The sequence below is a fragment of the Acidovorax sp. GW823-FHT02H02 genome (assembly GCF_058797075.1).
Window position 1 is genome coordinate 1 of record NZ_JBXAJH010000006.1, and the last position, 22,071, is coordinate 22,071.

A 22,071-nucleotide genomic window follows, 5' to 3' on the forward strand; every position below is an offset into this window, starting at 1 on the left:
GGTGGTCTTCGTCTTGCGTGGCATTCATGCTCCTTGTTGACATGCTATGCCTCACACACAAACTTTCTGACAGGCTCGTGCCTGGGCCAGTTCGTAGGTGCGCTGGGGGTCGTTCTTCAGATAGGTATCCACATCAATGGACATCACCATCGTGCGGGGTGGGTCGCTGACGGCGCCCAGGATGGAGAGCGAGCCAACGATCACGAAGTCTGTGTGGTGAACGATGGCTTTGGCCTGCGTCAGCAGTGCATGAAGCTGTTCGCGGTTCAACGCAATTCCCGCAGCAAGAACGAAAAGGGCGTGTTCTGCATCATTCCCAGCGAGCGGCGCTCCGACGCTTCCAGCACTTTCTGCTTGTAAACAGCACTGTCGCCCGAGCTCACCACACCAGACCAAAACCGGATGTAGTAATCGCTGCACAGGCGGCCCTGTTTCCACAGCCCGATGCGCTGGCGCGCATGTTGCAGGATCTCATCCTTGCGGTCTGACTGCAGCTGCTCGTAGACATAGCGGTGCAAGGACCGCAGCGCTTCGTCCTGCGCTTGCTTGCCTTGGCGTGCTTGCATGTTGGGCGCTTGCATGAAAAACCTTGGGTGAGGGACCGTCTGGAAATGAGATGACTGAATGGTAGCAGGAGGGCTGTCAGAGGGCGTTTGCGTGGAGGCGCCTTGCTGGACAGCGCCCGCAGAACTTGGCGTCGGCGTTGCGCCCGAACAATCGGGGGGAATTTTCAGCGCCAGGAAATTTTTCTCAGAAATGCGGGGATGGGCGATTTATTTCTCAGTTTCCTGGCCGCCGGTTCACTACCCATCTGCCCATGCAAGGGCGCTATGGCGGTCCGTTCTGTTTGTTGCTCATAAGGCGACGATGGTTGCCTTGAAGGCTTCATGCGGCAAGGGGATAGGGTGGGTTTGAAGCAAAATTGGCCTCAAGCGCTTGCTGGATAAGCGCTGGCAGCTACTGAATCAGGAGCATTTGCGCTGCCCGCCAGCCCGCGCACGTCGATCTGGCCGGTGACGGCGGCGGAGATCAGGGCGGTGCGGCGTTCTTGCAGGAGGGTGATGGCAGAGCGGGCTTCGGCGGTCAGGGTGTCGAGCTTGGCGGTTTCTTGCTCCAAAAACACTGTGATCGTCGCTTGCTCTGCCAGTGGCGGCACCGCCATTGCAAAAGTCAGCAAGCTCGACTGGGGCAGGTTGTTCGCCATGCCATTGCCACCGCTCAGAGCGTTCTCGATCTGAATCCGCAATGGGCGCGAGTTGAGTGCCGCAACAAAAAAAGCTGCGTTGACGAACTCTTTCAACTTGAGTCGAAAGATCTTGTCCGAAAGCATGAGCCGCTCTCGGGTGGCTTTGACCAAAGCAGTGGACCCCACCAACTCAGGAGAGCCACTGGCGCGGGACATGAGCACATCGCCAACTCGGACTTCGTATGCCTCTTCTGGAGGCAACTCCGGCGGCAGGGCCTTGTTTTCAGATGGCCGAAAATTTCCGCCATTCAAACAACCGGCCTTGAGCACGCCCCATTCCTGCTCTTCAGCTTCGCGGGCATAGCATTCCGGACTCCAACCTTGTTCGATTGCGGCGATCACGCGGCGCAATGCACAAACCTCCCAGTGCCCCGGCACCTCCCCCAGCCACTCCACGCCCGAGTCCTTCATCGGCACGTTCGGGTCCAGCCCCTTGGTCACGGCGTGGGAGATGACGGCCTGGCGCTTTTCCTGCAGCAGGGCGATCAGCTTTTCCTGCTCGGCCACCAGCGCGTCGATCTTGGCGGTTTCGCGGTCGAGGAAGGTGGCGATGGCGGTTTGTTCCTCTATAGGTGGAAACGGTGCCCGAAACGAGCGCAAATCATCCATGTTCAGCACGCGCTGTGCAGAACCAACGCAGACAAGGTCAACGAACCGTGTGAAGTTGTCAGACGAGAAGACCCACACCAGCCACTGGGGTAGTAGATCTACATTTGGAAGCAGGCGTGCCAGCGCTCTCGATAAATTGATTCCGTCTAGAGCTTCAGGGATGACAAGTGCGGTCCCAATCGTTCCAACGACCGATAGAACAACGTCCCCGCGACGAACGATGGTGCGTTGGAACTCATCGGAAAGGCGTTCGCTGATCGTGGCGAGAGCTGACCTATCGGGAGTCCCATTCGCGAGGTCCATGATCTTGAGCATGGGCACGCCATCTGGATCAAAGTCTGGGACCAAAACTCCGTAGCAAGGAGGTGACTGGAGTCGATGGCCTGTCCCGCAGATGGTCCAATGCGACGGCACCTCCCCCAGCCACGCTACCCCGCTGTCCTTGTACTCCGGGTATCGCGGAAAGCTCATGCCGACAGCCCCTTGATCATGTCCAGGATGCGGTCGGTGGTCTGCTTCAGTTCTGCATCAATCTCGGCCAGCGGGCGCGGGGGCTTGAAGACGTAGAAATGCCGGTTGAACGGGATTTCGTAGCCCACCTTGGTTTTTTCGGGGTCGATCCAGGCGTCGGGGGCGTGGGGCAGCACTTCGCGCCGGAAGTATTCGCCCACGTCTTCGGTGTAGGGCACGTTTTCGGTGTCGCGCAGGCTGGCGTCGGGCTGGGGCTTGCCCTTTTGCTTGCCCTTGACGCCCAGTACCACGTTGCCCGCTTCATCGCGCAGCGGGCGCTCGACGGTGATGGCGTGGTAGCCAAAGGCTTCGTTGTCGAAGATGCGGCTGATGGGGGTGCCGTCGTGCTCGGCCTCGGCAAAGTCGCCAAACAGGCGGGTGATGCGCTCGATGTGGGCGTCGCTGAGTTCTTTGCGCTTGGAGCCGAGGCTCTTGCGCATCTTCTGCCACATGCCGCTGGCGTCGATCAGCTGCACCTTGCCCTTGCGGGCCTCGGGCTTGCGGTTGCTGATGATCCAGACGTAGGTGCTGATGCCGGTGTTGTAGAACATATCGGTGGGCAGACCCACGATGGCTTCACACAGATCGTTCTCCAGCACGTAGCGGCGGATTTCGCTCTCGCCACTGCCCGCGCCGCCCGTGAACAGCGGCGAGCCGTTGAGCACGATGCCGAAGCGGCTGCCGCCCTCTGATGTGGGGCGCATCTTGCTGAGCAGGTGCAGCAAAAACAGCATGGAGCCATCGGACACGCGGGGCAGGCCGGGGCCGAAGCGGCCGTTGTAGCCCTGGCTTTCGTGCTCTTTGCGCACTTCCTTCTCGACCTTCTTCCACTCCACGCCAAAGGGCGGGTTGGACAGCATGTAGTCGAATTTCTTGTTGCCATGGCCGTCGTCGCTGAGGGTGTTGCCAAAAGCGATGTTGCCCACGTCCTGGCCCTTGATCAGCATGTCGGCCTTGCAGATGGCGTAGGACTCGGGGTTGAGCTCCTGGCCAAAGACGGTGAGGCGCGCCTGGGGGTTGTGCTCGGCCAGGTATTCGCCCGCCACGCTGAGCATGCCGCCGGTGCCTGCTGTGGGGTCGTAAATGGTGCGCACCACGCCGGGCTTGCTGAGGATGGCGTCGTCTTCAATGAAGATGAGGTTGACCATGAGCCGGATGACTTCACGCGGGGTGAAGTGCTCCCCGGCGGTCTCGTTGCTGATTTCAGCGAACTTGCGGATCAGCTCTTCAAACACCAGGCCCATCTGCATGTTGCTGACCACCTCGGGGTGCAGGTCGATCTGGGCGAACTTTTCAGCCACCTGGTACAGCAGCCCGGCCTTGGCCAGGCGCTCGACCTGGGTGTGGAATTCAAAGCGCTCGAACACATCGCGCACCGCGGGCGAGAACGCCTGCACGTAGCTGAACAGGTTCTGCGCGATGTGGTCCGGGTCGCCCCGCAGCTTTTGGAGGTCGAGCGTGGAGGTGTTGTAGAAGCTCTGGCCCGCCTTGCGCAGCAGGAAGGGCTCGGGGTTGACGCCCTGTGCCTGCTTGGCGACCAGCTCGGTCAACACGGCGGGCTTGGTCGATTCGAGCACGCAGTCGAGGCGGCGCAGCACGGTGAAGGGCAGGATGACCTTGCCGTAGTCGGATTGCTTGTAGTCGCCGCGCAGCAGGTCGGCCACGGACCAGATGAAGGCGGAGAGGGTTTGTTGGTTCATTGATGGTGGTTATACGCAGATCTCTGAGGCAACTTCGTGTTGTGCCGCAGGGGACGGGTTGTCATTCTTGGTCCGACGTACTGTCTGGGACGTATTCGAACAATTCACCTACCGGAACGCTGAAGTAGCCACACAAGGTGTTGATCGCATCCAGATCAACTCGTGTAGCCGTCTCCTGGTAGAGCAGCGTGATGGTGTTCCTATGGAGACCAGTGTCCCGCGCAAGGTCGCTGATCTTGAGCTTTCGTTCTCCCATAAGCCTGGACAGGTGACACTTGATCAAGACATTCTCCATGTAGAAATATCGCTCAGAACGACAAAAAGTCATTGACAAGGGCGATTTCGCGCTCATAATGCCATCCAGGATGACAAAAAAACGCAGTGCGTGACTTTTTTGAATCCTGATTGTCCACCATTGCAAGGAGAGAGAAATGACATCGTGTACCTATCTGACCACTGACGAGTTGTCAGACCGCATCAAGTACGACGCACGGACCATCCGGGACAGGCTCAAGGACAGCGTCCTACTTGAGGGTCGGCATTACATCCGCCCTTTCGGTGGACGCAAAACTCTCTATATCTGGGAGCACATCGAAACAGACATGACTCAGTATTCGGCCGTATGTGCAGAGGGCATACCGCTGGCCAATGGAGGTGTGATTCATGGGTAGTATCCGCCGCCTGGAAAGTAAAGGGACGCTGTTCCTGGACTTCCGATATGCGGGGCAGCGGCTGCGGGAATACACCACGTTGCCCGACACCTCAGCCAACCGCAAGCGCTTACTGAAGGTGCTGGAGCGCATCGAAGGAGAAATCGCCCTGGGCGCCTTCGATTACCAAAAAACCTTCGGCAAACCCTTGCCTGCCGTGGAGACAGACCCCCCGCAGGAGCCCATGCTTGCCGGGCCTGCACCAGGCGCGTTGAAGCAGCCTCCCAGCACAACCCCGCTGTTTAGCGACTTCGCCGAGGTGTGGTTCGTAGAGGCCGAGGTGACATGGCGGCGCAGCTACAGCATCACGCAACGCGGTGCACTGGACAAATACCTGATCCCCTTTTTCGGGGACAAGGAGGTCGGCCAGATCACCAAGGCAGACGTACTGGCATTTCGGGCTTCACTCGCCAAAGTTCCCGCCCGAAAGTCCAGCAACACCCTATCCAACCGACGCATCAACTCCATCATGAAGCCTTTGCGACAGATCCTTAACGAAGCGGCCGACCGGTTCGAGTTTACGTCCGCCTTCCGCAATATCAAACCCTTGAAGATGAAGCGCAGCGATGTCATGCCCTTCACGCTGGAGGACGTGCAGCGCATCCTGTCCACCGCGAGGGCGGACTATCGCAACTACTTCACCGTGCGCTTTTTCACAGGAATGCGAACCGGAGAGGTGCATGGTCTCAAATGGAAGTACATCGATTTCGAGCGTCGGCTCATCCTGGTGCGTGAAACGATCGTGCTCAACGAGGAAGACGAGCTCAAGACGGATGGCAGCATGCGCGACATCCAGATGAACGAGATGGTGTTCGATGCCCTGCAGGCGCAGTTCAAGACTCGGCACCCTGACTCGGAGTATGTATTCAGCTTGCGCAGTGGCAAGCCCATTGATAACCAGAACTTCCTCAACCGGGTCTGGGCGCCGCTGCTACGTCACCTGGGGTTGGAGCACCGCAGGGCCTACCAGATGCGGCATACGGCGGCAACGCTGTGGCTTGCTGCCGGGGAAGCGCCGGAATGGATTGCGCGACAGTTGGGTCACACCAGCACCGAAATGCTGTTCCGTGTCTACAGCCGGTATGTGCCCAACCTGACGCGCCGGGACGGCTCTGCCATGGAGCGCTTGCTCAAGCAGCACATCTCGTTAGCGTCCGTCACGGGGAACGTGACCCCCGTGATCCTGGCGCTTGAGGCTTCACCGGCAGTGGCAACCACTACCTAACCACATCGCTTTTTTGAACCTACGCCAAGTGCCCGACGCGCAGGGCAGGGCGGAGCCTTGCCTGCGCCCACCCTGTAAGCCCGATTGGCCGAATCTGCACTTCGAGTGCCAAGGAGTTTCATATGACCGCATCACTTCACTTGCATCGAAACCGTAACCGCATCTCCCTCCGCACGCTCATGTCGGAGCGCGTGCAGCAACATGACTGTGACGTGATCACGCAATATCGCGACGAGATCTACGCTCGTATGCCCGATGCTGCACAGGGCGCGCTGAACGCATTCATTCGCAATCTTTTTGGCGATGATGGCCTGGTGCGTGCCTATCTTCATCCCGTGGCAACTCCTGCGGGAGAGCCGGCGACCATGCCTCTGGACCTTTGCGAACGCGCCGCAAACCAAGCGAGCCGTTACCCGAGACTGTTGCACCGCCACGAAAGAGAGTTGGCAGCAGTCGCCGCCTTTGTGCAATCCTGTGGCTACTATTGGTGTGCCTACCAACAAGTCCTGGGGCGGCCTGCTGCCCAGAATGCCGAAACCATGCGCTTCTATCGCAGCCGCATAGCCTCGGCACACAAAGCGTTACTGGAAGAGCCCCTCAGGCAACTGCGACGCTGCCACGCGGATCTGGGATACACACTTGCTCAAGTGCTGGGGATGGAACATGACGACACGGCTGACCCGCAGCAGGTAGCGCGTATACAGGCTGCGCTTGGCAGTGTGATGATGCAGATGCCTTAGCTATCAATCAAGGTGCACAAAATGAGAGTTCATGAATTGATGTCGACACCGTTCGTCGCGGAACTCATTTGCGACCGCTGTGGAACGCAGGCGCGACACGATGAGGGCGATGGCCTGAACAACTTCCTGCAGCTGGGGTTCGACGCGGGCTGGGGATCGCCCCTGGGCGATGGAACGCGGGTGGATATCGATCTTTGCCACAGTTGTTTGAAGGAAACACTGGGTCCCTGGCTGCGCCTGTCGACGTCTGCCTGGGCCTTAGCACCCAAGGGTTGACCAAGGAATCCACATGAGAAATCCGCATTATGAGTATTTGGGTAGGCGCATGCGTGAGTATCACCGCATGCAACAGTGGCGTCTTTCAGATGGCGGTCTGTTCATCCCGCACGCCTACTGGAACATGGGGCCTGAAAGTCTGTCGTATTGGGATGACGTGGGTTTCATCCTCAACGGGCGGCGCATCATCGTCTGGTGGCATCACCCTCGACACATCTATGGGGAGGCTATTTCTTCCATGGCTTGGGACGAGGCGGGTGACGGCCCACGGGATGACTGGCTCTTTGAGGGCGGGACCAAAGGCTACAAGATGGTTGGCAAGTCGAGCAAGCGGAAAAAACTGAGCAGCTTCACCAGCCGCGCACCTTCCGAGGCCCAGACACAGCACTACGCAAAGCTTCAGAAAATTGAAGAACGGCTGACCCGGGATGGGATTGACTTGGAGGTTCGGCCCTCATGGAAATGGGAGCGTCTCAGTTGGGCGATGGGTGTCAGCCTTGTGGCACCGTTTGAAGTAAGAAATGAAAAGGAGCTGGCAGAAGTGGCGCACTTGGCCCGAGAACTCATCTTGCAGAAAACCACCTTGACCCAAGAGTTTCCGGACTTTGTATACGACAAAGCAAGCTGGCTGCGCGAGCGGGCCGTACTGGCTCCCGCCCACCACACTGCCCCTGAAGTGAAGGCCTGAAGAGGCTTGAATGGACAGGGCAGTACCGGCTGTATGGCGAAGTAGTACGCAAGGAATTGATATGACGATTGACCGTGCCAGCTATCCAGGCGTGCCGGATGATTTCCCGGTGACTGCGGTTCCCTCTGCCATTGGAGGCGCCCAGCCGAAGATGAGCCTCGTTGAGGAAGATGGAAAGTTCTATGCGCCAGGTACTTCGCCCTCAGAAGTCGTGGCAGCCTTTCAGATGTGTGACGACCTGGTCTCGCAGATGGTTCCGTACTGCCAGCGAAAGCTGCCCACCTTTGAAGGGGGCCAGGAAGCGACGGTGAAGACTGCGTTAAAAGGTCTTCTGGCCAAGCGATGGTGCACAGATGCGCAGTGCGTATGGATCATGCGCAGGGTTGCGCGAGAGCTGCAGTGGCCAGTGGACGAAAGCGCTTTGGGCGTCTGAACGCTTTGGCTCGTTACCCCGGCGCTGTTGATCGAAGACCATGTGTTGACGCAAGGTGCGCTTCGCGCTGGCACGCTCATGGGATTTACCGACGAAGTGCTCTCCAATGCCATTGGACTGTAGCTCAAGACGATTTTAAGGTTGGACGCAAGACTGCAGGATCTTTGTGCGGGCACTGCAAGTGGGCTCACTTGAAGTCGGCTGTGCAGCGGAGGACTAAACCGCTCGCGCGGTAGACCGCCGCGAAGGCCCTGACGCAAAGTACACATCGCGCCCCTGTCTATGTTGGCGAGTGAGGCAACCCATGCTGGTGCGCAGGCGTTGATCGGTATCGCATGAGATCTGCTTGGCAGTTCTCTACAAGATGAAAGGAATATGCGCCATGGTGGGCTTAATTACCCTATGCCTTATCGGCGGCGTGATTACCTGGTTCGGCATATATGTGGCCACGAGCCAAACGCAACCTTCTGGCCCCTGCGCCGCCAACTACACGTTGGAGTGCATGCGTGACAACGACGGACGGTTTCTGGCCGAGGTTGTCCCGGAGCTGCCGGGAGCACGTGCCTTGGGAGCCACGGCTGAAGATGCCATGGCGAAGGCCCAGGCCGTAGCGTTGCGCGTTCTGGCCGAGCGGTTGGAGCAAGGCGAGGTCACGCCGCGCGCCATCCGCATCGAACTCCGCGTACCCGCAATGACGGTGGATGCCCCTGCCACCCCAACGTAAACATTACCCGAAGGCAAAGGCACAGATTCGAGCGCTCCTCATGTATGTCAACAGTCATCCGGCGATTCAATCATCCTAAGAAAAGACAAATTGACGGTTTGGCCTATCCGATTGACATAGCGGCATGCGTCAACCTCAACGAGTGCTCGTGACTCCATGGATTCCAGGAGAATTTCATACAGAAATGGATGCTCCAGCGGAAGCCAGTGAAGCTGGATCTGCTTGCTCTTGGTCTTCAGTTGTGATCGATGTTCCTTGGTCGGCTCAATAACAGCTTTCTCGCGACCTACCATGTCTACACGAAAGCGAACGGAGACGGGGTCGGGAAGCATTGTTCTTCGCGATTGGTAGATTGAATCCACAGAGATAGTCACGCCATCGCTGGTCCGGAAGCTCGTGGTTTCTTCCCGGTCCGTAAGCAGGCGGATCAATGCTGGCGCAGTGGTGCGTATGGCATCAATGAAGTCATCAGGGCTCAAGCCCGTCGAGGTAGACAATGTTCTCAGGTGCTTCAATGCGTTAGTCGCTTGCATGACTGTTCCAGCGAGAAGCGGATCCTCGGTGGAGGATGCTGAGTAAGGCGCCTTTCTGTCCTCAAAGAGCCTGCGCTGAAGACTGTCACAGCAGGAAACCACTAACCACTGGTCAAGTTTGCACGGGTCTACCTCCAGAGAGTAGTACAGGCGGTCCTGTTCAGACAGCTGCCCCAAGACCGTGTTCATCGTGTTCTGCACGAGCATGATCTCCCGCTGCTCCTTGGCGGGATCTCTGGCCTTTTGCACCGAGTTGATGAACACCCGAAATATTTCTTCGTGCTTACTCATGCGCATCCATTCCAATCATGCCGTGCCATACGGCCATGGAAAACATAAGGCCATGAAAAGATCCCATGCGCAATCTGGCGGAAGGGCAAGGCTTGGATGTTTTGGTGAAAGGCTTTCTTGAGATCAGCATGTAGGGAGGTTGTTCGAGTTTCCGTTGGCGAACCCCTTCAATCGTGACGGAGGTCCCGAAGTACTGTCCTAGCTGATCTTGCGCACTTCTGGCTGAATCACTGCTCACAGTCGTAGCGCGAGAATGAGGATCAGCAACATGCTTCATTGGAACTCGAAGGACAATGCAGCTGCCAGGAACGGAGCCGTCGCTCAGCCAACGCAAAAGGTCGTCGGCCGATCCATCGGGTCGCAATGCAATGCTTTGCCCATCGCGGCAGTGCATCCATGAGCGCACGGCATTGCGCTGTGCAAACGTAGGAGCAATGTTTTGAGGTGCCAACTTTTGCCAGGAAGGTTCATCGGTGACTGTCGGCCGAATATCGCAATCCATAAAGATCTGAAGTAGCCGTGCAAGTTTGATCACCCGCGTGGCATGTTCGAGGATCAGGCAGCGACCACGGACACTTCCCAAGACAAGAAGCTGGTTGGCGATCAATACAGCACGATCGATCACTTCCAAGACGGTGGCCAAAGGGACACTGCAGCGAGAAGCCACAGCCTCGACTGGTATGCCAGTGTGAAGGTCGCAGAGGATCTTGCGTACATGCATCAGGCCGATTGACGCTATTGGTGGCGGCGGCAACGCCGCCAGCAGAGATGGGGGCGGCGCTTGGCGTACAGCCAGCCCAGTGGATGTCTCGAAGAGACAAGACCACAAGAATTCCGCTTTGTTCTCACTGCGTTGTTTAGCCTTTCGCAATGCGGCAGCGGAACGTCCGGTCCAGAAGGCTGCGACTTCAGCGGTAAGTGGCCTCGTCTGCCAATAGCTGTTCAGAGAGCAGCGCAAGGCCATGTCGGGTCGGTGGAAATAGTGCTGCAGGGTTGTCGGAACTTGGGCATGTCCCACCTCAGCGGCAACTTTTTGCAACCAGGAAACGGGGCTTGGACGAGAAGAAGGCTGATCCAGCTGATGGATGATGTTGCGGTTGACCCATGCGTGCCGCAGCGTATGGAAGGAAACTGATTTGTCGCCGCAGACTTGCTTAAGAGCGCGGTTGACCAGTCGGCTGCAGGCGGAAAACATGTAGGTGCGATGGCTGCTGTGGGGATCTCCAAACAGCAGAGCAGACTTGCCATGTCTGCCCTCTTCTTCACTCTTCCTGCGCTTGATCCAGCTGACTACGCACGCCACCCACGCCGGCTCGCCGAAGCTGCGCATCCATCGCTTCGCGCTGTAGCTTTTACCTTGATGCTGCCCTCGCCGAGGGTGGTATCGGAGTTCGATGCCTTCATCAGTGATGACGAAGTCCTCCAGGCGTAGGGCTTGTGCCTCGCCGATACGCAGGGGAAAAATAGCGGCAAGAGCCAGCAGCGCTTGCACACTGGCGCAGATGCGTGCATCGCTGCTGGCAGTGAGGGCAAGTTCCAGGGCCCTGTGGATTTCTTGGGACCAGACCGTGTTGGCGTGCACTACCGTGGTGTTTCCGTCACCCGAAAAAAGTACCTGCGCCATCGGCGGGGCGCCAAATGTCTGGATGCAAAACTGATGGAAGGAGGCAAGGGCCGGGCGTTGTGGGTCGCTGTTAACGGCATGCTTCAGTGCATCGAAGAAGGCGATCCACTGTTCATCGTCCATGTGAACTGCAGAGCACGGGCATTGAGTGTAGTTTTCGGAGATGAGCCCCGCGGCAGCGCTGACGTAGCGAGAGATTGTTGCGACGGAAGGATTCTTCAGGCGCACGCTGCCAACGCTGAGCAGGTGGTGCACCCACAGCAGGACCAGCGCATCGCCTTCTGTGCCTTGGCGTGCAATCAAGTCGGCGGTCATGGCCAACCTGCTGTACAGGCTTGTTCGCCAATGCTGATCAGAAAGCCGGATGTCTGTTGCCTGGTTGGGTAGAGTAAACAGGTCTTGAATCTCCTTCAGGCACCGAGCGCGGCGGTTGATGGGCGCCTCCATCTCAAGGAGTATTTCCAATGCTCCGTCGTGGGAGGGACTGAGAGCATCGTCATCTGCAGCATCCCGCGTTTCCCAGTGCACGTCCTTTTGTCGTAGGTTCCATCGCGTAAGCACATCGCGGGGCAGTGCCGTGATGGGAATACTGCCCGTGAGCATCCCCAGACAAAAATTGGGGATGTGCTGATGTAGCCAGGCCAGCGCGTCGTGGAAGATGAGATGCCAGAGGTCCTTGCCCATCTGGGATTGGGCCATTGGGTAGTTCTTCAGCAATACTTGATGGAAGGAGTCCAGGTCCTTCTTGGGCAACGTTCCACTGGGGACTCGGAACAATGCGATGCGCGTGCGTGGATCGAGCGCCCGGCTATGCAGACGGTCCTGTTCATCGGACCATTGGACGTAGTGGCCGTCACAGGTGGAGTGCGATGACACCAAGGCATGAAGGAAGTTCGATAGCTCTGCGGATGAGCCCATGCCTTCGTAGAGGATGGCGCACAAGATCAGGGCATGCGAAGGCGCGAGTTGGGTCACCAGCCGGTCGGCCGATCGAATAAAGCTGTCGAAGCGAGCGACCCCGCCGGGAGCGCTGAAGGCCGGAATCAGGACTGGATTTCGTTTTGTTGTTGTCCAGGGTTGTGACAGAGATGTCATGGAGCGATTTCCTTGCTCAGGCCGGACCTGGGTCGGATGTTCAGCTCCAGTAGCACTTGGTCGATGCCTGAAATAAGGCGTTCGGTGCTGTGGTACTTGACGCGGTTGGAGTTCAGTTCGTGCGTTGAGATTCCCGGCGAGAAATGGCGGAGCCAGTCTTGGATATCCTCGAATGGCATGCCCGCATCCAGCAAAAGATCCGGCAGAGAATGGCGACCAAAGTCCCGGTTGAGCTGGCTGGCTGGGCCCGTGAAAAGGACATCTGAGCTCAAGGGGACGGGGGCGCCATGCGTGTCCAGCAAAAAAAGCATGGGCAAGTTCTGGAGTTCCCTGATCTGGCGGATGAGTTGAAAGGCGGCCGAAGAGCCGGGGGCTTGCAATTTCAATAGCCGCTTATCCAGCGCGGCGATGTGCGCGTGCCAAAGCTTGAGCTGCTCGGAGAGCGCTGCTGGGATGGGGATCGGTGTCGTGCCTCGCGTGGCACTCAAGGGCTTGTCTTCCATCAAGCCGAAGGTCGTGGTGCTGCTCCAAACGCTCGCACGAAAGTCGATAAGGCGGCGGTCGCGGCCTCCAACGACAAACTGCATCAAGAGGCCGACGTAGCGCGCACACGCGTTGTGGTGCTCGATCAATGATGGCAACGAGTACCTGCGACCACACTTTTTCGCGAGCAGTTCATCGCCAGCGCTTGCAAATACTTCTTTGATCCAATCCGCCGATGGTGTCAGGCGGGAGCCGATGCGGACGTTGGAGTTGCCACCACTTTGCGGTACTGCTGGCCCCAGGCCGACGGCGTCATAGAAGTCGGAGCAGGCCTGCCAGATCTCGCGCTCGCGTGGGCAGACGTAATGGAGATCGGATTTGTTTACCAGTTCAAGGGCAAGAGTCGCGTAGGCAGAGATATCACGCCTGTCGGTGGTCTCTAATGAAATCGATCGCGCGGAGTTCATCAGTCCGGCCAACGAAGCGCTGTGATGAACCCCCAGCAACGAGATTTTTTTGCGGCTGGTTGGTTTGTTAATGCACAGATCGGCGAGCGTGCGCAACTGGCTGTTTTGCGTGTGAGCCTCTCGCAGCATGGTGGCAACACCCTGCGGCAGGGGGCGCTTCAGGATCAGCGTGGACGCTTGATGCCGCGGGCTTGAACGTTTACCAAGACCTGCCAGTGCGAATGACAAGTCCACGTATGTTGAGCCTGCAACCGGATCGATCCAGGCCATCCAGCCTTGTCCGCTTTCGCCCGAAACCAGTGGTATTCGCTTGCCGAGGTTTAGGCCGAGGCCAACGCATAGGCAGATGAGGGTGACCAGGTCATCAGAGTGACCCTGCTGTGCGTGGTCGAGAAGAAGGACGACGGTGCGTGTGAGCTCGTTGCGGCGGAGTGTTTGGCCGGTATCTACGGCCTGGCGCTCGGTTTGACGTAGGGAGCTCAGTCGATTGGAAAGGCAGGAGGTCACCGCTGCGTTAAATGACAGTTGCGCGCTGTTCGTGGAGCAGGAGTTCAACGCCAGCAACTGCAGGAGCTTTTGATGTGCTTGCCCTTCAAGCTTGGTGACCTCCGCTTCGAACTGCTGGTTTGTCAGGATCTCGTCGTGAGATTGTTTGATGAGCTTGCGCAGTTTTTGAACGAAGCTCTTTTCTATGGAGGCTTCTTTCAGGAGGGCCGCGGCCAAATGCTTGCCGACCAAGCTCTGGAGTCGATGCGCGCAAGGAAAACTGGCCGATACGAACCAAGCCCAGGCTGGGTAATCGCTCGCGAGGCCGAGCATTGCATTCGGATGAGCAATGCAGGCGCCTGAATCGTCGCTCAACTTGTTGAGCAGCGAGATATGTTGCGCGAGATGAGATCCGGCAGCGGGAACTTCGATCAGCAGTGCCGTCAGGCAGGTCAAGGCATTTTTAGCGACTAAGCCGATGCCCGGTTGATGCGGTGGCGCCGGAATGATGCTCAAAAGCAGTCGCGCAGCATCAGGCCCCTCCACGGCAACGGAGGTTTGAGCGAAAACGAAGGACGCCGGAATAGTCATAGCAACTCCATAGAAAAAGCCGGGCCGAGAAAGGGGGGAAGGGCCATGTAGGCGCGCGCGGATGCACCTCGATCGGCGCCAGCCGAGGTGTCGGGCATCAAGGGGGGCGGCGTGACGCCGCTCGTGATGTGGCTGCGCCGGCCCGAACGTGGTACGCGTCAGGCGGGCAGCATTGAAGGGGCGCGCGTGAGCGCGCCGCATTGATAGCCCCTAATCAGGGCAACTTTTGGGGCTTGGCTTTGCTGGCCTAATTTCCGGACATCGGAGATCGTTCAGTCGAACGCCCTCCACTGAGGTACAGGACGACCTCAAAGAGACTTTTGGCAAAAAAGCCATCGCGAGCAAAAGCCCACGAAATTTTTATCTGGGCAAGCAGAAATATCCGGCCTAGGGGCCTTTTGCTGGGATCGGGCCCAGCTTGTTCAGGGGCCCGCAAGTATTTTTGGTGCGGCGGGCTCACACCAGCAGGCCATAAAGCTAGCTCGCGCTAATCTAGCGGAGCTGATGGCTCTTTGTCAATGCCCATTGAGCGCGTCCGATCAGAAGCTGACTGCCCGGTAACTTTATGCATGTGATCAGCAACTGGTCGATGGGACAAGAGGGCTGTTCCCTTCTGCCCTGTATTCAATCATCATCAAGGGGCAGCACGCCCTGTGGCGGTGTGGGTGGCCACTTTCCTGCGCCGCCGCGCTTTTCAAACCAGCGGTGCATGGCCACGTCTTCTAGCGCGTATTCACCGCGGGCCGACTTCCATACCAACGCGGGCATACGCTGTCGCAAACCCTCCAGCGCCCGCTGAACTTGGGTAGCGTTTACTGGGTGGCCAGTTCTTTCCCGGTAAAAGCGCAGTGCTTCGGCATCGTAAGGGCGGTATCGTGAACCTTGCGTCAGCATGCGCCACAGCACGGCCTGCTCGGTGGGCTTCAGCCCCAGGTAGTCCGACTCCATCTGCGCTTCGTCGTGGGTTTGTTGTTGTTGAGCCGCATCCAGCAATGCCGATTCAAAGCGCCCGGTCAGGGCAGCGAGGGGACTGAGCACCTGGCCCAATGCGGCCATGAAAAATTGCGGACGGAAGCCGAACACTTCAAATGCCTGTTGCAGCAGGGTCTGATCCACCGGTTTGAGTTCGGGCCGCTGCGCCTCGATCAACGCTGCTATGTGGGCAATGAAGTCAGGCCCCAGGGGCGGCATGCGCTGAATCTGTGAGCCGTAAAACGGTGCACCGGCCGTGTTGACCAAGCGCAGCAATTTGTCGCGGTCTGAGCCTGACATCACCAGCATCAGGTTCACCACGCCGGGCTGATTGAGTTGGTCGCGGGCTGATTTCAAGGCAGTCATGGCTGCCTCGCCGGCTTCGCTGGTAAGGGCGTGCTGCGCTTCGTCGATGATCAGCGCGATCGGCTTGCCGGCGTGGTCATGCAGCAGGCGCAGCGCATCGGTCAGGGTGAGTCCATCGATCTTGCCGATCTTGCTGGTGTCCACCTCTAGCCCGCCCACCTTCACCTTGTCCAACCCCGCCTTGCGGGCGGTTCGGGCCACAATGCCCAATTGGGGTTCCAACGCGCGAGCAATGGCTTCGGCGATCAGTCCACCCGGGTCACGTCGCGTATCGGCCCACAGATCCACATACACCACGACCACATCGGCTGCTTCCAGCGCGGGTCGTAAGTCACCTTGCAAAAAGGTGGACTTGCCGGTGCGGCGGGGGGCGGCCAAGAACAGGCCGTTGTGGGCGTCTCCCAGCAGGGCTTTGCCTTGCAGGGCGGCGACTAACTCTTGGGCGAGTGCGGCGCGTGGGAAAGCGATCATGTCAATTATCGGAAATTATCTTGAAAAAGATATTTTATCGTATTTTCGATAAAATAGCATAATTAACGGTGTTCTTACAGTGGCTTTGTTGCACAAGCCCAATTGTGCGAACTGGTATCAGCGCACCGGCGAAGGGCGCAATGAGCGAGTGGCGCTTGCATTTGAAGGCTGCTTCAGGCTGACGACGGTCGTTCGATTTCTTGGAGCCAATGGCCGCTCCGGCCCATACCGTGGCGGAAAGACACTAGCCTGGGGCGCATACACTAAAGGCAACGTTTGCCCTAGGGGAGCGAAACATGCAGGTAGTCGCTAGTCATTTGCAGGATGAGGCGGTCCGGAGAAGTCCGGGGCCAGACGCGGACCAGTTCGCGCGCTCTGCGTTCAACCGCTACTATTACGCGACCTTCTTGGAAGTCAAAGCCAAGCTGGCTACTTTGCGACCCGAGTGGGCCAATGAGATGCAGCACGCCGCCATGCCAGAGATTCTGCGAGGGAAGGTTAAGACCGCCCTGACTGCCGGGCGGAAGCAAGCGTCTCGAGCTGATGACCACAAGGTTGCTCAGTTGTGCCAGGACGCCTGCCGTGCCGCTGCGGAGTTAGCTGAGCTCCTTGACGAAGGGCGTGTGACCAGAGTGACTGCGGACTACCATCCTGACATTCCAGTGGACTTCGTCCATTCACCAGACTTCGAGCTCAACAAGGTGGGCGTGAAGGTCGCTCGACACTGGCCGCAGAGGGCCAGAGTGCAGATGCACCTGATTGGCAATGCTTGGAGGCAAATTCATGCCTGACTTCCAGGTCGAGCTGCTCGCAAGACTGCAAGAGGATGGAATTCCAGTAGTCGGGTCGATCATCGAGGACTCTGATGTCAATGGTTTCCACTACGTCAGAGTCGCGGTAACTCGCGACAGCAACAACCTCCAGCAACCCAGCAACCGACGCCTCACCGACCTCAAGGCAACCCTCGCTGCAGAGGGGCGACGCGTCGAGTTTCTTCTTCACGACGCCTCTGGGCTAGACTTGGAAGCAGGCTTGAGAGCAACGCTGCTCTACGCCTTTCCGAATGACCTGCGCAATGTGTTTCTTTCAGCAGACGGGCCAAAGGCTCGCGTTTGGGTCGAACCCAAGCATGCATTGAACGATGAAGAAGTCAAAAGAATCGAGCAGAAGGCTAGAGACTATCTCGAGGTCCTGGGTGTCCAACTGCACAAGCTCGTTGCGACTGGTGACGAAAACCTACCGAGCAACTTCGCGTGCCTTCGAGTTCTTAGGCAGGTCGCCCCGGCATCCTTCGATGAACTGAAGGTGGAGCTGGCGAAGAGCTTCACCATTCCCTCTGAGGACTGGCTAAAGCGACGGCTCGACATGCTACGTCGGACGGGCAAGGTAGTCTGGATTGCAGGTGGCTCCTACGCCTGTTCGCTTGACGCCCTGCGAGGACTTGGCTCAGCTCGCGGGAAGAATAGCCCGGACGTCAGGCGTCTTCTTGCATTGGCTCGCGGTGGCCGTTAAGCTACGTTCTGCGGGAGTCTCAGGCGCGGGTGTGTATCATGCCCATTTGCCAAGACCACGGATAGAAGGAGGCCTGAGAACTGGCTGGGGCTCCTTCGAATCCCCAGCCAGTTCTCAGGCCGCATTACGAAAGCTTTGCTTTGCTAAATGAGACTCCCGCAACCTCTTCTTGACTCTCAGTTCTTCCAATTCTCAAGCTTGGCCGAGCTGCTGAAAGCGACGGGCGAATTGGTGCCTCCGTCGGAACAGGTGCAGATGCGCCGAATGGTCGATCGCGGGCTTCCGCCCATAACCTCGCGCGCTGCGCTCTCAGCTATGCTGGGCATCAATCCAGGGCTTACGCACGCGTTCATCACATGGCCGCAGCGCTATTACCGGACCTTTGAAATTCCGAAGGGTAGGAGGGGCATCCGTCGAATCGACGCTCCCCGGGTTGGCTTGAAGATCATTCAGAAGTGGGTCGCCGAGAGGCTGCAGAACTGCTACGAGAGGCCAGAGCACGTATACGGCTTTGTGCCCGGCCTTTCGCATGTGCATGCGGCCGCGCAGCACTGCGAGGCGACGTGGACCTTCGGCGTTGACATCAAGGACTTCTTTCAGACGACGCCGATCAAAGTTGTTGTGAAGTGCCTCTTGCGAATCGGCTTTGACGAGAACGGGGCCGGTGTTGTCGCGAGCCTGTGCTGTCTTAACGGCGTTCTTGCGCAGGGCGCTCCTTCCAGCCCAGTGCTTTCGAACATCTGCTTCTTGCACGTCGACCAGAGACTCACTGAGCTCGCAGCCGAGTTTGGAGTTCGTCTGACGCGCTACGCAGACGACATCGTCTTCTCTGGAATGGGTGAATTCCCCGAGCGCCTGCAGACGGAGTTGTTTGCCATCTTCAGCTCTGGACCATGGCGCCTTTCTGAACGGAAGACCAGATTAGATAAGTTGCCCAATAGGCTCAAGGTACATGGGCTCTTGGTCCACGGGGAACGAGCGCGGCTGACTAAGGGCTACCGGAACAGGTTGCGTGCCTATGACCATTTGGAGAGGACGAAGGGTGAAGATGTCGAAGACGCCGATGTCATTCGAGGCCACCTGAGCTACGGGAAGTTTGTCGAATCGCTCTGAGATGTGTGCGTGATGCGCTGGTTTGCGGGCTCGAACATCTGGTTGACCGGATTGTGGCGGTCAGCGTGAATTTGTCTGCGGCTGCCGAGAGACTGGAACCGCTGCAGAGCGGCTCTACGATCTGGCTGCTTCAGGCTGTGTACAGACGATCAGCTTGCAGCGATCGAGCGTTCGCCCAAGACTTCAAAGCGACCGATCACCGATCGGCCACTACGCTAACTTGGCTGCAACCTCGTCGCAGACGGTACCACCACTTCGTAAAGGAATGAGTTGCTGTCTGGGGAAGGCGTGACGTCAGGAATCAGCGCAACGCCCTCGTGGATGTGTCTGCCGATGATCGAGGAATGCCTGTAGCTAGAACCACGACCAAACTGGTTAAACGCCGACTGCCATTCCCGGCATCCGCTCGGCCCGAACGCGGCTGGTGGCGATGTCCAGCGTCTTGGCGGACAGAGAGTTGGCTAGGTCTTCAAAAACCTGCTGTTTGTGCGCGTCGTCGGTCGGCTCGGCGGGGTCCCACCGGCGCGGGTTCTGCAGCAATACTTGGAGAATGGCGCGCGAATTTTCTGGCCGCAGTGTCAACTAAGGTGTAAACTGACAACTGAACTGTCAACCAAGAGAAGATTGGAGCTTACCAGTGAGCGAGAGGATGTCGAACGCGCCGGTGTACTACGCGCTCGCGCAGGCGCACTTTAATCCTGTCGCAGCGATGTCCAAGTACGTGGATCAGATCCAGGATCGTCTGCGGCGCGAGGGATATCCGTTGTTCGAGCCGCAACAGGTCACGCACCTGGTTGTGCCGGGCCCTGGCCAAGCGCAGCAAGCAGAGCCGCAGATTACGCATACGGTCTCCTGGCTCATCACGCGCAGCGACCGTACAGCCGGCTTCATCCTAGCGCCGTCTGCAATCACGTACCACACGACCCACTACGACACGCACAACGAGTTCATACCGGAGCTACTGCGCGGCTTGGCGGCCGTGCACGAGGTGGCCACCCTCGATCATGTCAGTCGGTTGGGCCTTCGCTACCTAGATGCCGTGTTGCCTCGCGCCGGAGAGAGCGTGGAGCAGTACCTCGTCGGTGGATTGCACGGCATTGAGTTCAATGCAACGCAGCGGTACAGGCTGACGGAATCTGTCTTTGGGACGGACACCGGCCCACTGGTGCGGACCGGGACGCTCGTGACACGGGTGCATAGGATGACCGCGCCTTTGGGGTTCCCGCCAGACATGCAGCCCAACGGCTTGATGATCAATCCGAAATTCGAGGTGAAGGAGGCCCGGGCGCATGCGGTCATCGATACGGACCACTTTGTCGAAGGCAGCATGCCTATTGATATGGACATCCTAGATAAGCAGGTGCTCTCGCTGCATGCGACCATCAAGTCTGTCTTCGGAGCGACCACGACGGATAACGCGCGCGATGCATGGGCCTAAACCAGCCGAAACCGACGCCATGTACACCGCGACACTACCTACTTACCGACCGATGCCGTTCGCCGCGCCGATTGGCGCTGCCGCCACTGCAGCCTTTGCGTTGCTTGGCTCGGCCCTTGCGGTCGGTGGCACGGGCAGCGTCTTCGACATCTCTCGCGCAGGTGACTGGCGCAAGATGTTGGAAGCGCGAGTTCCCTTTCACGTCGACGTCGAGATGGCTGATGACAGCCAGGAGCAACGCCCTGATCTGCGATCAGCATCTGACCACCTCGGCAACATCCGCCAGGTGTTGAATCCGGCCATCGCTGATCTGGCCACGGTGTTCGGCGTCTCCAGACAGGCAATCTACAAGTGGATCGGCGGAGAAGCGACGCCAGAGCCTGACAAGTTCGAGCGGATTCACGCCCTGAGCCATGCAGCCGACGCTTTTCGAGATGCTGACATCACTCGTGCGTCTTCCATGCTGAAGATGAAGGCATTTGAGGGCCGGTCCTTGATGGATCTCGCTGCTGCCGGTCAACTCTTGCCATCGCACATCCAGTCGCTGATCGCCGAATCCCAGGCGATGGATGCAGCTTACGACCGATCAGGCTTGGCGAAGTCGAAAGCGAAGCCCTCGGAAGATTGGCGTACCGAGGTGTCCATTCCCGGATCCCCCGAGCGATAGGTCGGGGGGCGATAGATGCTGGCGCGCGATACGGACTGGCGACAGGGTGATCTTATAACTTGCCAGGCAGCTGCTGCATTGGGTTTGGTCGGCGTGACCCACCACGGACACCGCGTCATTGTCATCACCCATGACTGCGACTTGCCGCATGCAAGCGAGCACCGCGTCGAGGTCATCGTCGCCGAGTTGGTTGTCAAGGACCCAAAGCCTGACCCGCAGCTCTCCTACGCCAAGAACCCGCGACGACTCCACCTCGCCTACGCGGGCGCCGACGCTGCACCGTTGATTCTTGAGCTCCGGCATGGTGATCGCCGAAGCGTACCGAAAGGTGACTTCGCCGAGCGCGCAGTCAAAGACAACAGTCTCACACTGCCGGTTGACGCGAAGCGTGCCCTGAAGCAATGGCTTGCCGCGCGATACGGCCGACCGGTCTTCCCCAATGCTTTCGAGGAGCGGCTGCGCAAGCTATCTGGCAAGCGTACCGTCGAACAGCTGATCGCCAAGATTCTGGAACCCGACGCGAAGTACCTGGTCGGGCTGTTCTTCGATCTGGGCAAGCACCGGGGCGCAGAAGCCGTCGAAGGGGAGCCATACGCCCTGTCAATGTCCATTGTGTACGACGCAACCGAGGGCGGCATCAACGCGAGGCTGTCGGCTGAGCGGGTCGCCGGGCAGCTGCGCGAGCTGTTCGAGAAGACCTACGGCATGCCCGACTTAGCCACGGAGATCGCGCTCGACGCTTGCGAAGCCGTGGCAGACACCCACCTGACACTGGCTGATCTACGCCGCGTGGATCAGTGGCGCCTGGAGTTCATCAGCCTGCGAGATGATGATCAGGGCGACTTCCTTCCGGTTGGTGAAATACCGGCGTAGGGGCAAGGGGTAGCCGCGTCATAGAGATGGTTGCTACAGCGGCACTCCACCAGAATCGCGGTGAGGCACTCCAATCACCGATATGTGACCAATACGGTGTGAATCAGTCGCTTCAGGGCGAACTACCGCTATCGCTGCAGAGCAGCCGGTCAGGCGCCAGGAGTGAAAGATCGCTGAGTGTCACAAGCGGTTCGTTACGACCGTCCGTAATCGGGCTGGCTGTCAGCG

Annotated in this window: 23 protein-coding genes; 13 read left to right on the forward strand and 10 right to left on the reverse strand. The window is 58.5% G+C overall.

The window, feature by feature from the left end; genetic code table 11:
* Positions 1-51 precede the first annotated feature (51 nt).
* The 5 genes from AC1RDS_RS08025 to AC1RDS_RS08045 form a co-directional block, all read right to left on the reverse strand.
* On the reverse strand, positions 52-270 hold the full coding sequence (locus AC1RDS_RS08025) for a hypothetical protein (protein ID WP_492226746.1): 219 nt from the start codon (positions 268-270) through the stop codon (positions 52-54).
* Positions 267-566, reverse strand: a complete 300-nt coding sequence (locus AC1RDS_RS08030) for a hypothetical protein (RefSeq protein ID WP_139285382.1) — start codon at positions 564-566, stop codon at positions 267-269. The genes AC1RDS_RS08025 and AC1RDS_RS08030 overlap by 4 nt, the downstream gene beginning before the upstream one ends.
* A 362-nt stretch (positions 567-928) precedes the next feature.
* The gene (locus AC1RDS_RS08035) at positions 929-2,170 is read right to left on the reverse strand and encodes a restriction endonuclease subunit S (RefSeq protein WP_157896699.1); all 1,242 of its coding nucleotides are present in this window, start codon (positions 2,168-2,170) and stop codon (positions 929-931) included.
* A 152-nt stretch (positions 2,171-2,322) separates the two neighbouring features.
* Positions 2,323-4,065: a type I restriction-modification system subunit M gene (locus AC1RDS_RS08040; protein WP_291329181.1), complete on the reverse strand. Its 1,743-nt coding sequence runs from the start codon at positions 4,063-4,065 to the stop codon at positions 2,323-2,325.
* Between the two features lie 61 nt (positions 4,066-4,126).
* Positions 4,127-4,417 (reverse strand): helix-turn-helix domain-containing protein, encoded by a 291-nt coding sequence (locus tag AC1RDS_RS08045; protein ID WP_333489927.1) that lies wholly within the window; start codon positions 4,415-4,417, stop codon positions 4,127-4,129.
* Positions 4,418-4,496: 79 nt separating this feature from the next.
* Here AC1RDS_RS08045 and AC1RDS_RS08050 point away from each other — a divergent pair, with 79 nt between their 5' ends.
* The 7 genes from AC1RDS_RS08050 to AC1RDS_RS08080 all read left to right on the forward strand — a co-directional run bounded on the left by AC1RDS_RS08050 (position 4,497) and on the right by AC1RDS_RS08080 (position 8,861).
* Positions 4,497-4,736 (forward strand): hypothetical protein, encoded by a 240-nt coding sequence (locus AC1RDS_RS08050; RefSeq protein ID WP_026437435.1) that lies wholly within the window; start codon positions 4,497-4,499, stop codon positions 4,734-4,736.
* Entirely contained in the window at positions 4,729-6,000 is a 1,272-nt protein-coding gene (locus AC1RDS_RS08055; protein WP_492226747.1) for a tyrosine-type recombinase/integrase, read from the forward strand. Before AC1RDS_RS08050 ends, AC1RDS_RS08055 begins: the two co-directional genes overlap by 8 nt.
* A gap of 122 nt (positions 6,001-6,122) precedes the next feature.
* A complete protein-coding gene (locus AC1RDS_RS08060; protein WP_139285381.1) occupies positions 6,123-6,740 on the forward strand; it encodes a hypothetical protein in 618 nt (205 codons plus the stop codon).
* A 21-nt stretch (positions 6,741-6,761) separates the two neighbouring features.
* Positions 6,762-7,016 carry a hypothetical protein gene (locus AC1RDS_RS08065; protein WP_139285380.1) on the forward strand — a complete coding sequence of 85 codons (255 nt, stop codon included), beginning with the start codon at positions 6,762-6,764 and terminating at the stop codon, positions 7,014-7,016.
* Positions 7,017-7,029: 13 nt separating this feature from the next.
* Positions 7,030-7,704: a hypothetical protein gene (locus AC1RDS_RS08070; protein ID WP_232476454.1), complete on the forward strand. Its 675-nt coding sequence runs from the start codon at positions 7,030-7,032 to the stop codon at positions 7,702-7,704.
* 61 nt (positions 7,705-7,765) lie between these two features.
* Entirely contained in the window at positions 7,766-8,137 is a 372-nt protein-coding gene (locus tag AC1RDS_RS08075; RefSeq protein WP_232476455.1) for a hypothetical protein, read from the forward strand.
* Positions 8,138-8,483: 346 nt separating this feature from the next.
* Complete coding sequence (locus tag AC1RDS_RS08080) at positions 8,484-8,861, forward strand: type II toxin-antitoxin system HicB family antitoxin (protein WP_198314746.1); 378 nt, start codon at positions 8,484-8,486, stop codon at positions 8,859-8,861.
* 47 nt (positions 8,862-8,908) lie between these two features.
* Here the strand turns inward: AC1RDS_RS08080 and AC1RDS_RS08085 are convergent, their stop codons facing one another.
* The 4 genes from AC1RDS_RS08085 to AC1RDS_RS08100 form a co-directional block, all read right to left on the reverse strand.
* On the reverse strand, positions 8,909-9,685 hold the full coding sequence (locus AC1RDS_RS08085; protein WP_143218386.1) for a hypothetical protein: 777 nt from the start codon (positions 9,683-9,685) through the stop codon (positions 8,909-8,911).
* The gene (locus AC1RDS_RS08090) at positions 9,678-12,404 is read right to left on the reverse strand and encodes a site-specific integrase (protein ID WP_492226748.1); all 2,727 of its coding nucleotides are present in this window, start codon (positions 12,402-12,404) and stop codon (positions 9,678-9,680) included. Before AC1RDS_RS08090 ends, AC1RDS_RS08085 begins: the two co-directional genes overlap by 8 nt.
* On the reverse strand, positions 12,401-14,431 hold the full coding sequence (locus tag AC1RDS_RS08095) for a hypothetical protein (RefSeq protein ID WP_492226749.1): 2,031 nt from the start codon (positions 14,429-14,431) through the stop codon (positions 12,401-12,403). Before AC1RDS_RS08095 ends, AC1RDS_RS08090 begins: the two co-directional genes overlap by 4 nt.
* A 624-nt stretch (positions 14,432-15,055) precedes the next feature.
* Positions 15,056-16,057, reverse strand: coding sequence for an ATP-binding protein (locus AC1RDS_RS08100; RefSeq protein WP_348682675.1), 1,002 nt, complete (start codon positions 16,055-16,057; stop codon positions 15,056-15,058).
* A gap of 479 nt (positions 16,058-16,536) precedes the next feature.
* On the opposite strand from AC1RDS_RS08100, the gene AC1RDS_RS08105 reads away from it, so the two are divergent.
* The 3 genes from AC1RDS_RS08105 to AC1RDS_RS08115 all read left to right on the forward strand — a co-directional run bounded on the left by AC1RDS_RS08105 (position 16,537) and on the right by AC1RDS_RS08115 (position 18,865).
* The gene (locus AC1RDS_RS08105; RefSeq protein WP_492226750.1) at positions 16,537-17,031 is read left to right on the forward strand and encodes a hypothetical protein; all 495 of its coding nucleotides are present in this window, start codon (positions 16,537-16,539) and stop codon (positions 17,029-17,031) included.
* Positions 17,024-17,752, forward strand: a complete 729-nt coding sequence (locus AC1RDS_RS08110; RefSeq protein ID WP_492226751.1) for a hypothetical protein — start codon at positions 17,024-17,026, stop codon at positions 17,750-17,752. Before AC1RDS_RS08105 ends, AC1RDS_RS08110 begins: the two co-directional genes overlap by 8 nt.
* 198 nt (positions 17,753-17,950) lie before the next feature.
* Entirely contained in the window at positions 17,951-18,865 is a 915-nt protein-coding gene (locus AC1RDS_RS08115) for a reverse transcriptase family protein (protein WP_492226752.1), read from the forward strand.
* A gap of 375 nt (positions 18,866-19,240) precedes the next feature.
* Here the strand turns inward: AC1RDS_RS08115 and AC1RDS_RS08120 are convergent, their stop codons facing one another.
* Positions 19,241-19,405, reverse strand: coding sequence for a hypothetical protein (locus tag AC1RDS_RS08120; RefSeq protein WP_204247594.1), 165 nt, complete (start codon positions 19,403-19,405; stop codon positions 19,241-19,243).
* 97 nt (positions 19,406-19,502) lie between these two features.
* Between AC1RDS_RS08120 and AC1RDS_RS08125 the strand changes: the two genes are divergently transcribed.
* The 3 genes from AC1RDS_RS08125 to AC1RDS_RS08135 are packed head-to-tail and all read left to right on the forward strand — an operon-like array spanning position 19,503 to position 21,843.
* Positions 19,503-20,303, forward strand: a complete 801-nt coding sequence (locus AC1RDS_RS08125; protein WP_236748685.1) for a TIGR04255 family protein — start codon at positions 19,503-19,505, stop codon at positions 20,301-20,303.
* A gap of 19 nt (positions 20,304-20,322) precedes the next feature.
* On the forward strand, positions 20,323-20,970 hold the full coding sequence (locus AC1RDS_RS08130; protein ID WP_086928565.1) for a helix-turn-helix domain-containing protein: 648 nt from the start codon (positions 20,323-20,325) through the stop codon (positions 20,968-20,970).
* 15 nt (positions 20,971-20,985) lie between these two features.
* Complete coding sequence (locus tag AC1RDS_RS08135; RefSeq protein WP_492226753.1) at positions 20,986-21,843, forward strand: hypothetical protein; 858 nt, start codon at positions 20,986-20,988, stop codon at positions 21,841-21,843.
* Positions 21,844-22,071: the final 228 nt, after the last annotated feature.

Coding starts and splice junctions, on each gene's coding strand:
- AC1RDS_RS08035 (WP_157896699.1), bottom strand. CDS start 2,170: ATGCTCAAGATCATGGACCTCGCGAATGGGACTCCCGATAGGTCAGCT.
- AC1RDS_RS08095 (WP_492226749.1), bottom strand. CDS start 14,431: ATGACTATTCCGGCGTCCTTCGTTTTCGCTCAAACCTCCGTTGCCGTG.
- AC1RDS_RS08055 (WP_492226747.1), top strand. CDS start 4,729: ATGGGTAGTATCCGCCGCCTGGAAAGTAAAGGGACGCTGTTCCTGGAC.
- AC1RDS_RS08065 (WP_139285380.1), top strand. CDS start 6,762: ATGAGAGTTCATGAATTGATGTCGACACCGTTCGTCGCGGAACTCATT.
- AC1RDS_RS08085 (WP_143218386.1), bottom strand. CDS start 9,685: ATGAGTAAGCACGAAGAAATATTTCGGGTGTTCATCAACTCGGTGCAA.
- AC1RDS_RS08135 (WP_492226753.1), top strand. CDS start 20,986: ATGCTGGCGCGCGATACGGACTGGCGACAGGGTGATCTTATAACTTGC.
- AC1RDS_RS08105 (WP_492226750.1), top strand. CDS start 16,537: ATGCAGGTAGTCGCTAGTCATTTGCAGGATGAGGCGGTCCGGAGAAGT.
- AC1RDS_RS08075 (WP_232476455.1), top strand. CDS start 7,766: ATGACGATTGACCGTGCCAGCTATCCAGGCGTGCCGGATGATTTCCCG.
- AC1RDS_RS08050 (WP_026437435.1), top strand. CDS start 4,497: ATGACATCGTGTACCTATCTGACCACTGACGAGTTGTCAGACCGCATC.
- AC1RDS_RS08045 (WP_333489927.1), bottom strand. CDS start 4,417: ATGAGCGCGAAATCGCCCTTGTCAATGACTTTTTGTCGTTCTGAGCGA.
- AC1RDS_RS08030 (WP_139285382.1), bottom strand. CDS start 566: ATGCAAGCACGCCAAGGCAAGCAAGCGCAGGACGAAGCGCTGCGGTCC.
- AC1RDS_RS08130 (WP_086928565.1), top strand. CDS start 20,323: ATGTACACCGCGACACTACCTACTTACCGACCGATGCCGTTCGCCGCG.
- AC1RDS_RS08110 (WP_492226751.1), top strand. CDS start 17,024: ATGCCTGACTTCCAGGTCGAGCTGCTCGCAAGACTGCAAGAGGATGGA.
- AC1RDS_RS08060 (WP_139285381.1), top strand. CDS start 6,123: ATGACCGCATCACTTCACTTGCATCGAAACCGTAACCGCATCTCCCTC.
- AC1RDS_RS08090 (WP_492226748.1), bottom strand. CDS start 12,404: ATGACATCTCTGTCACAACCCTGGACAACAACAAAACGAAATCCAGTC.
- AC1RDS_RS08070 (WP_232476454.1), top strand. CDS start 7,030: ATGAGAAATCCGCATTATGAGTATTTGGGTAGGCGCATGCGTGAGTAT.
- AC1RDS_RS08040 (WP_291329181.1), bottom strand. CDS start 4,065: ATGAACCAACAAACCCTCTCCGCCTTCATCTGGTCCGTGGCCGACCTG.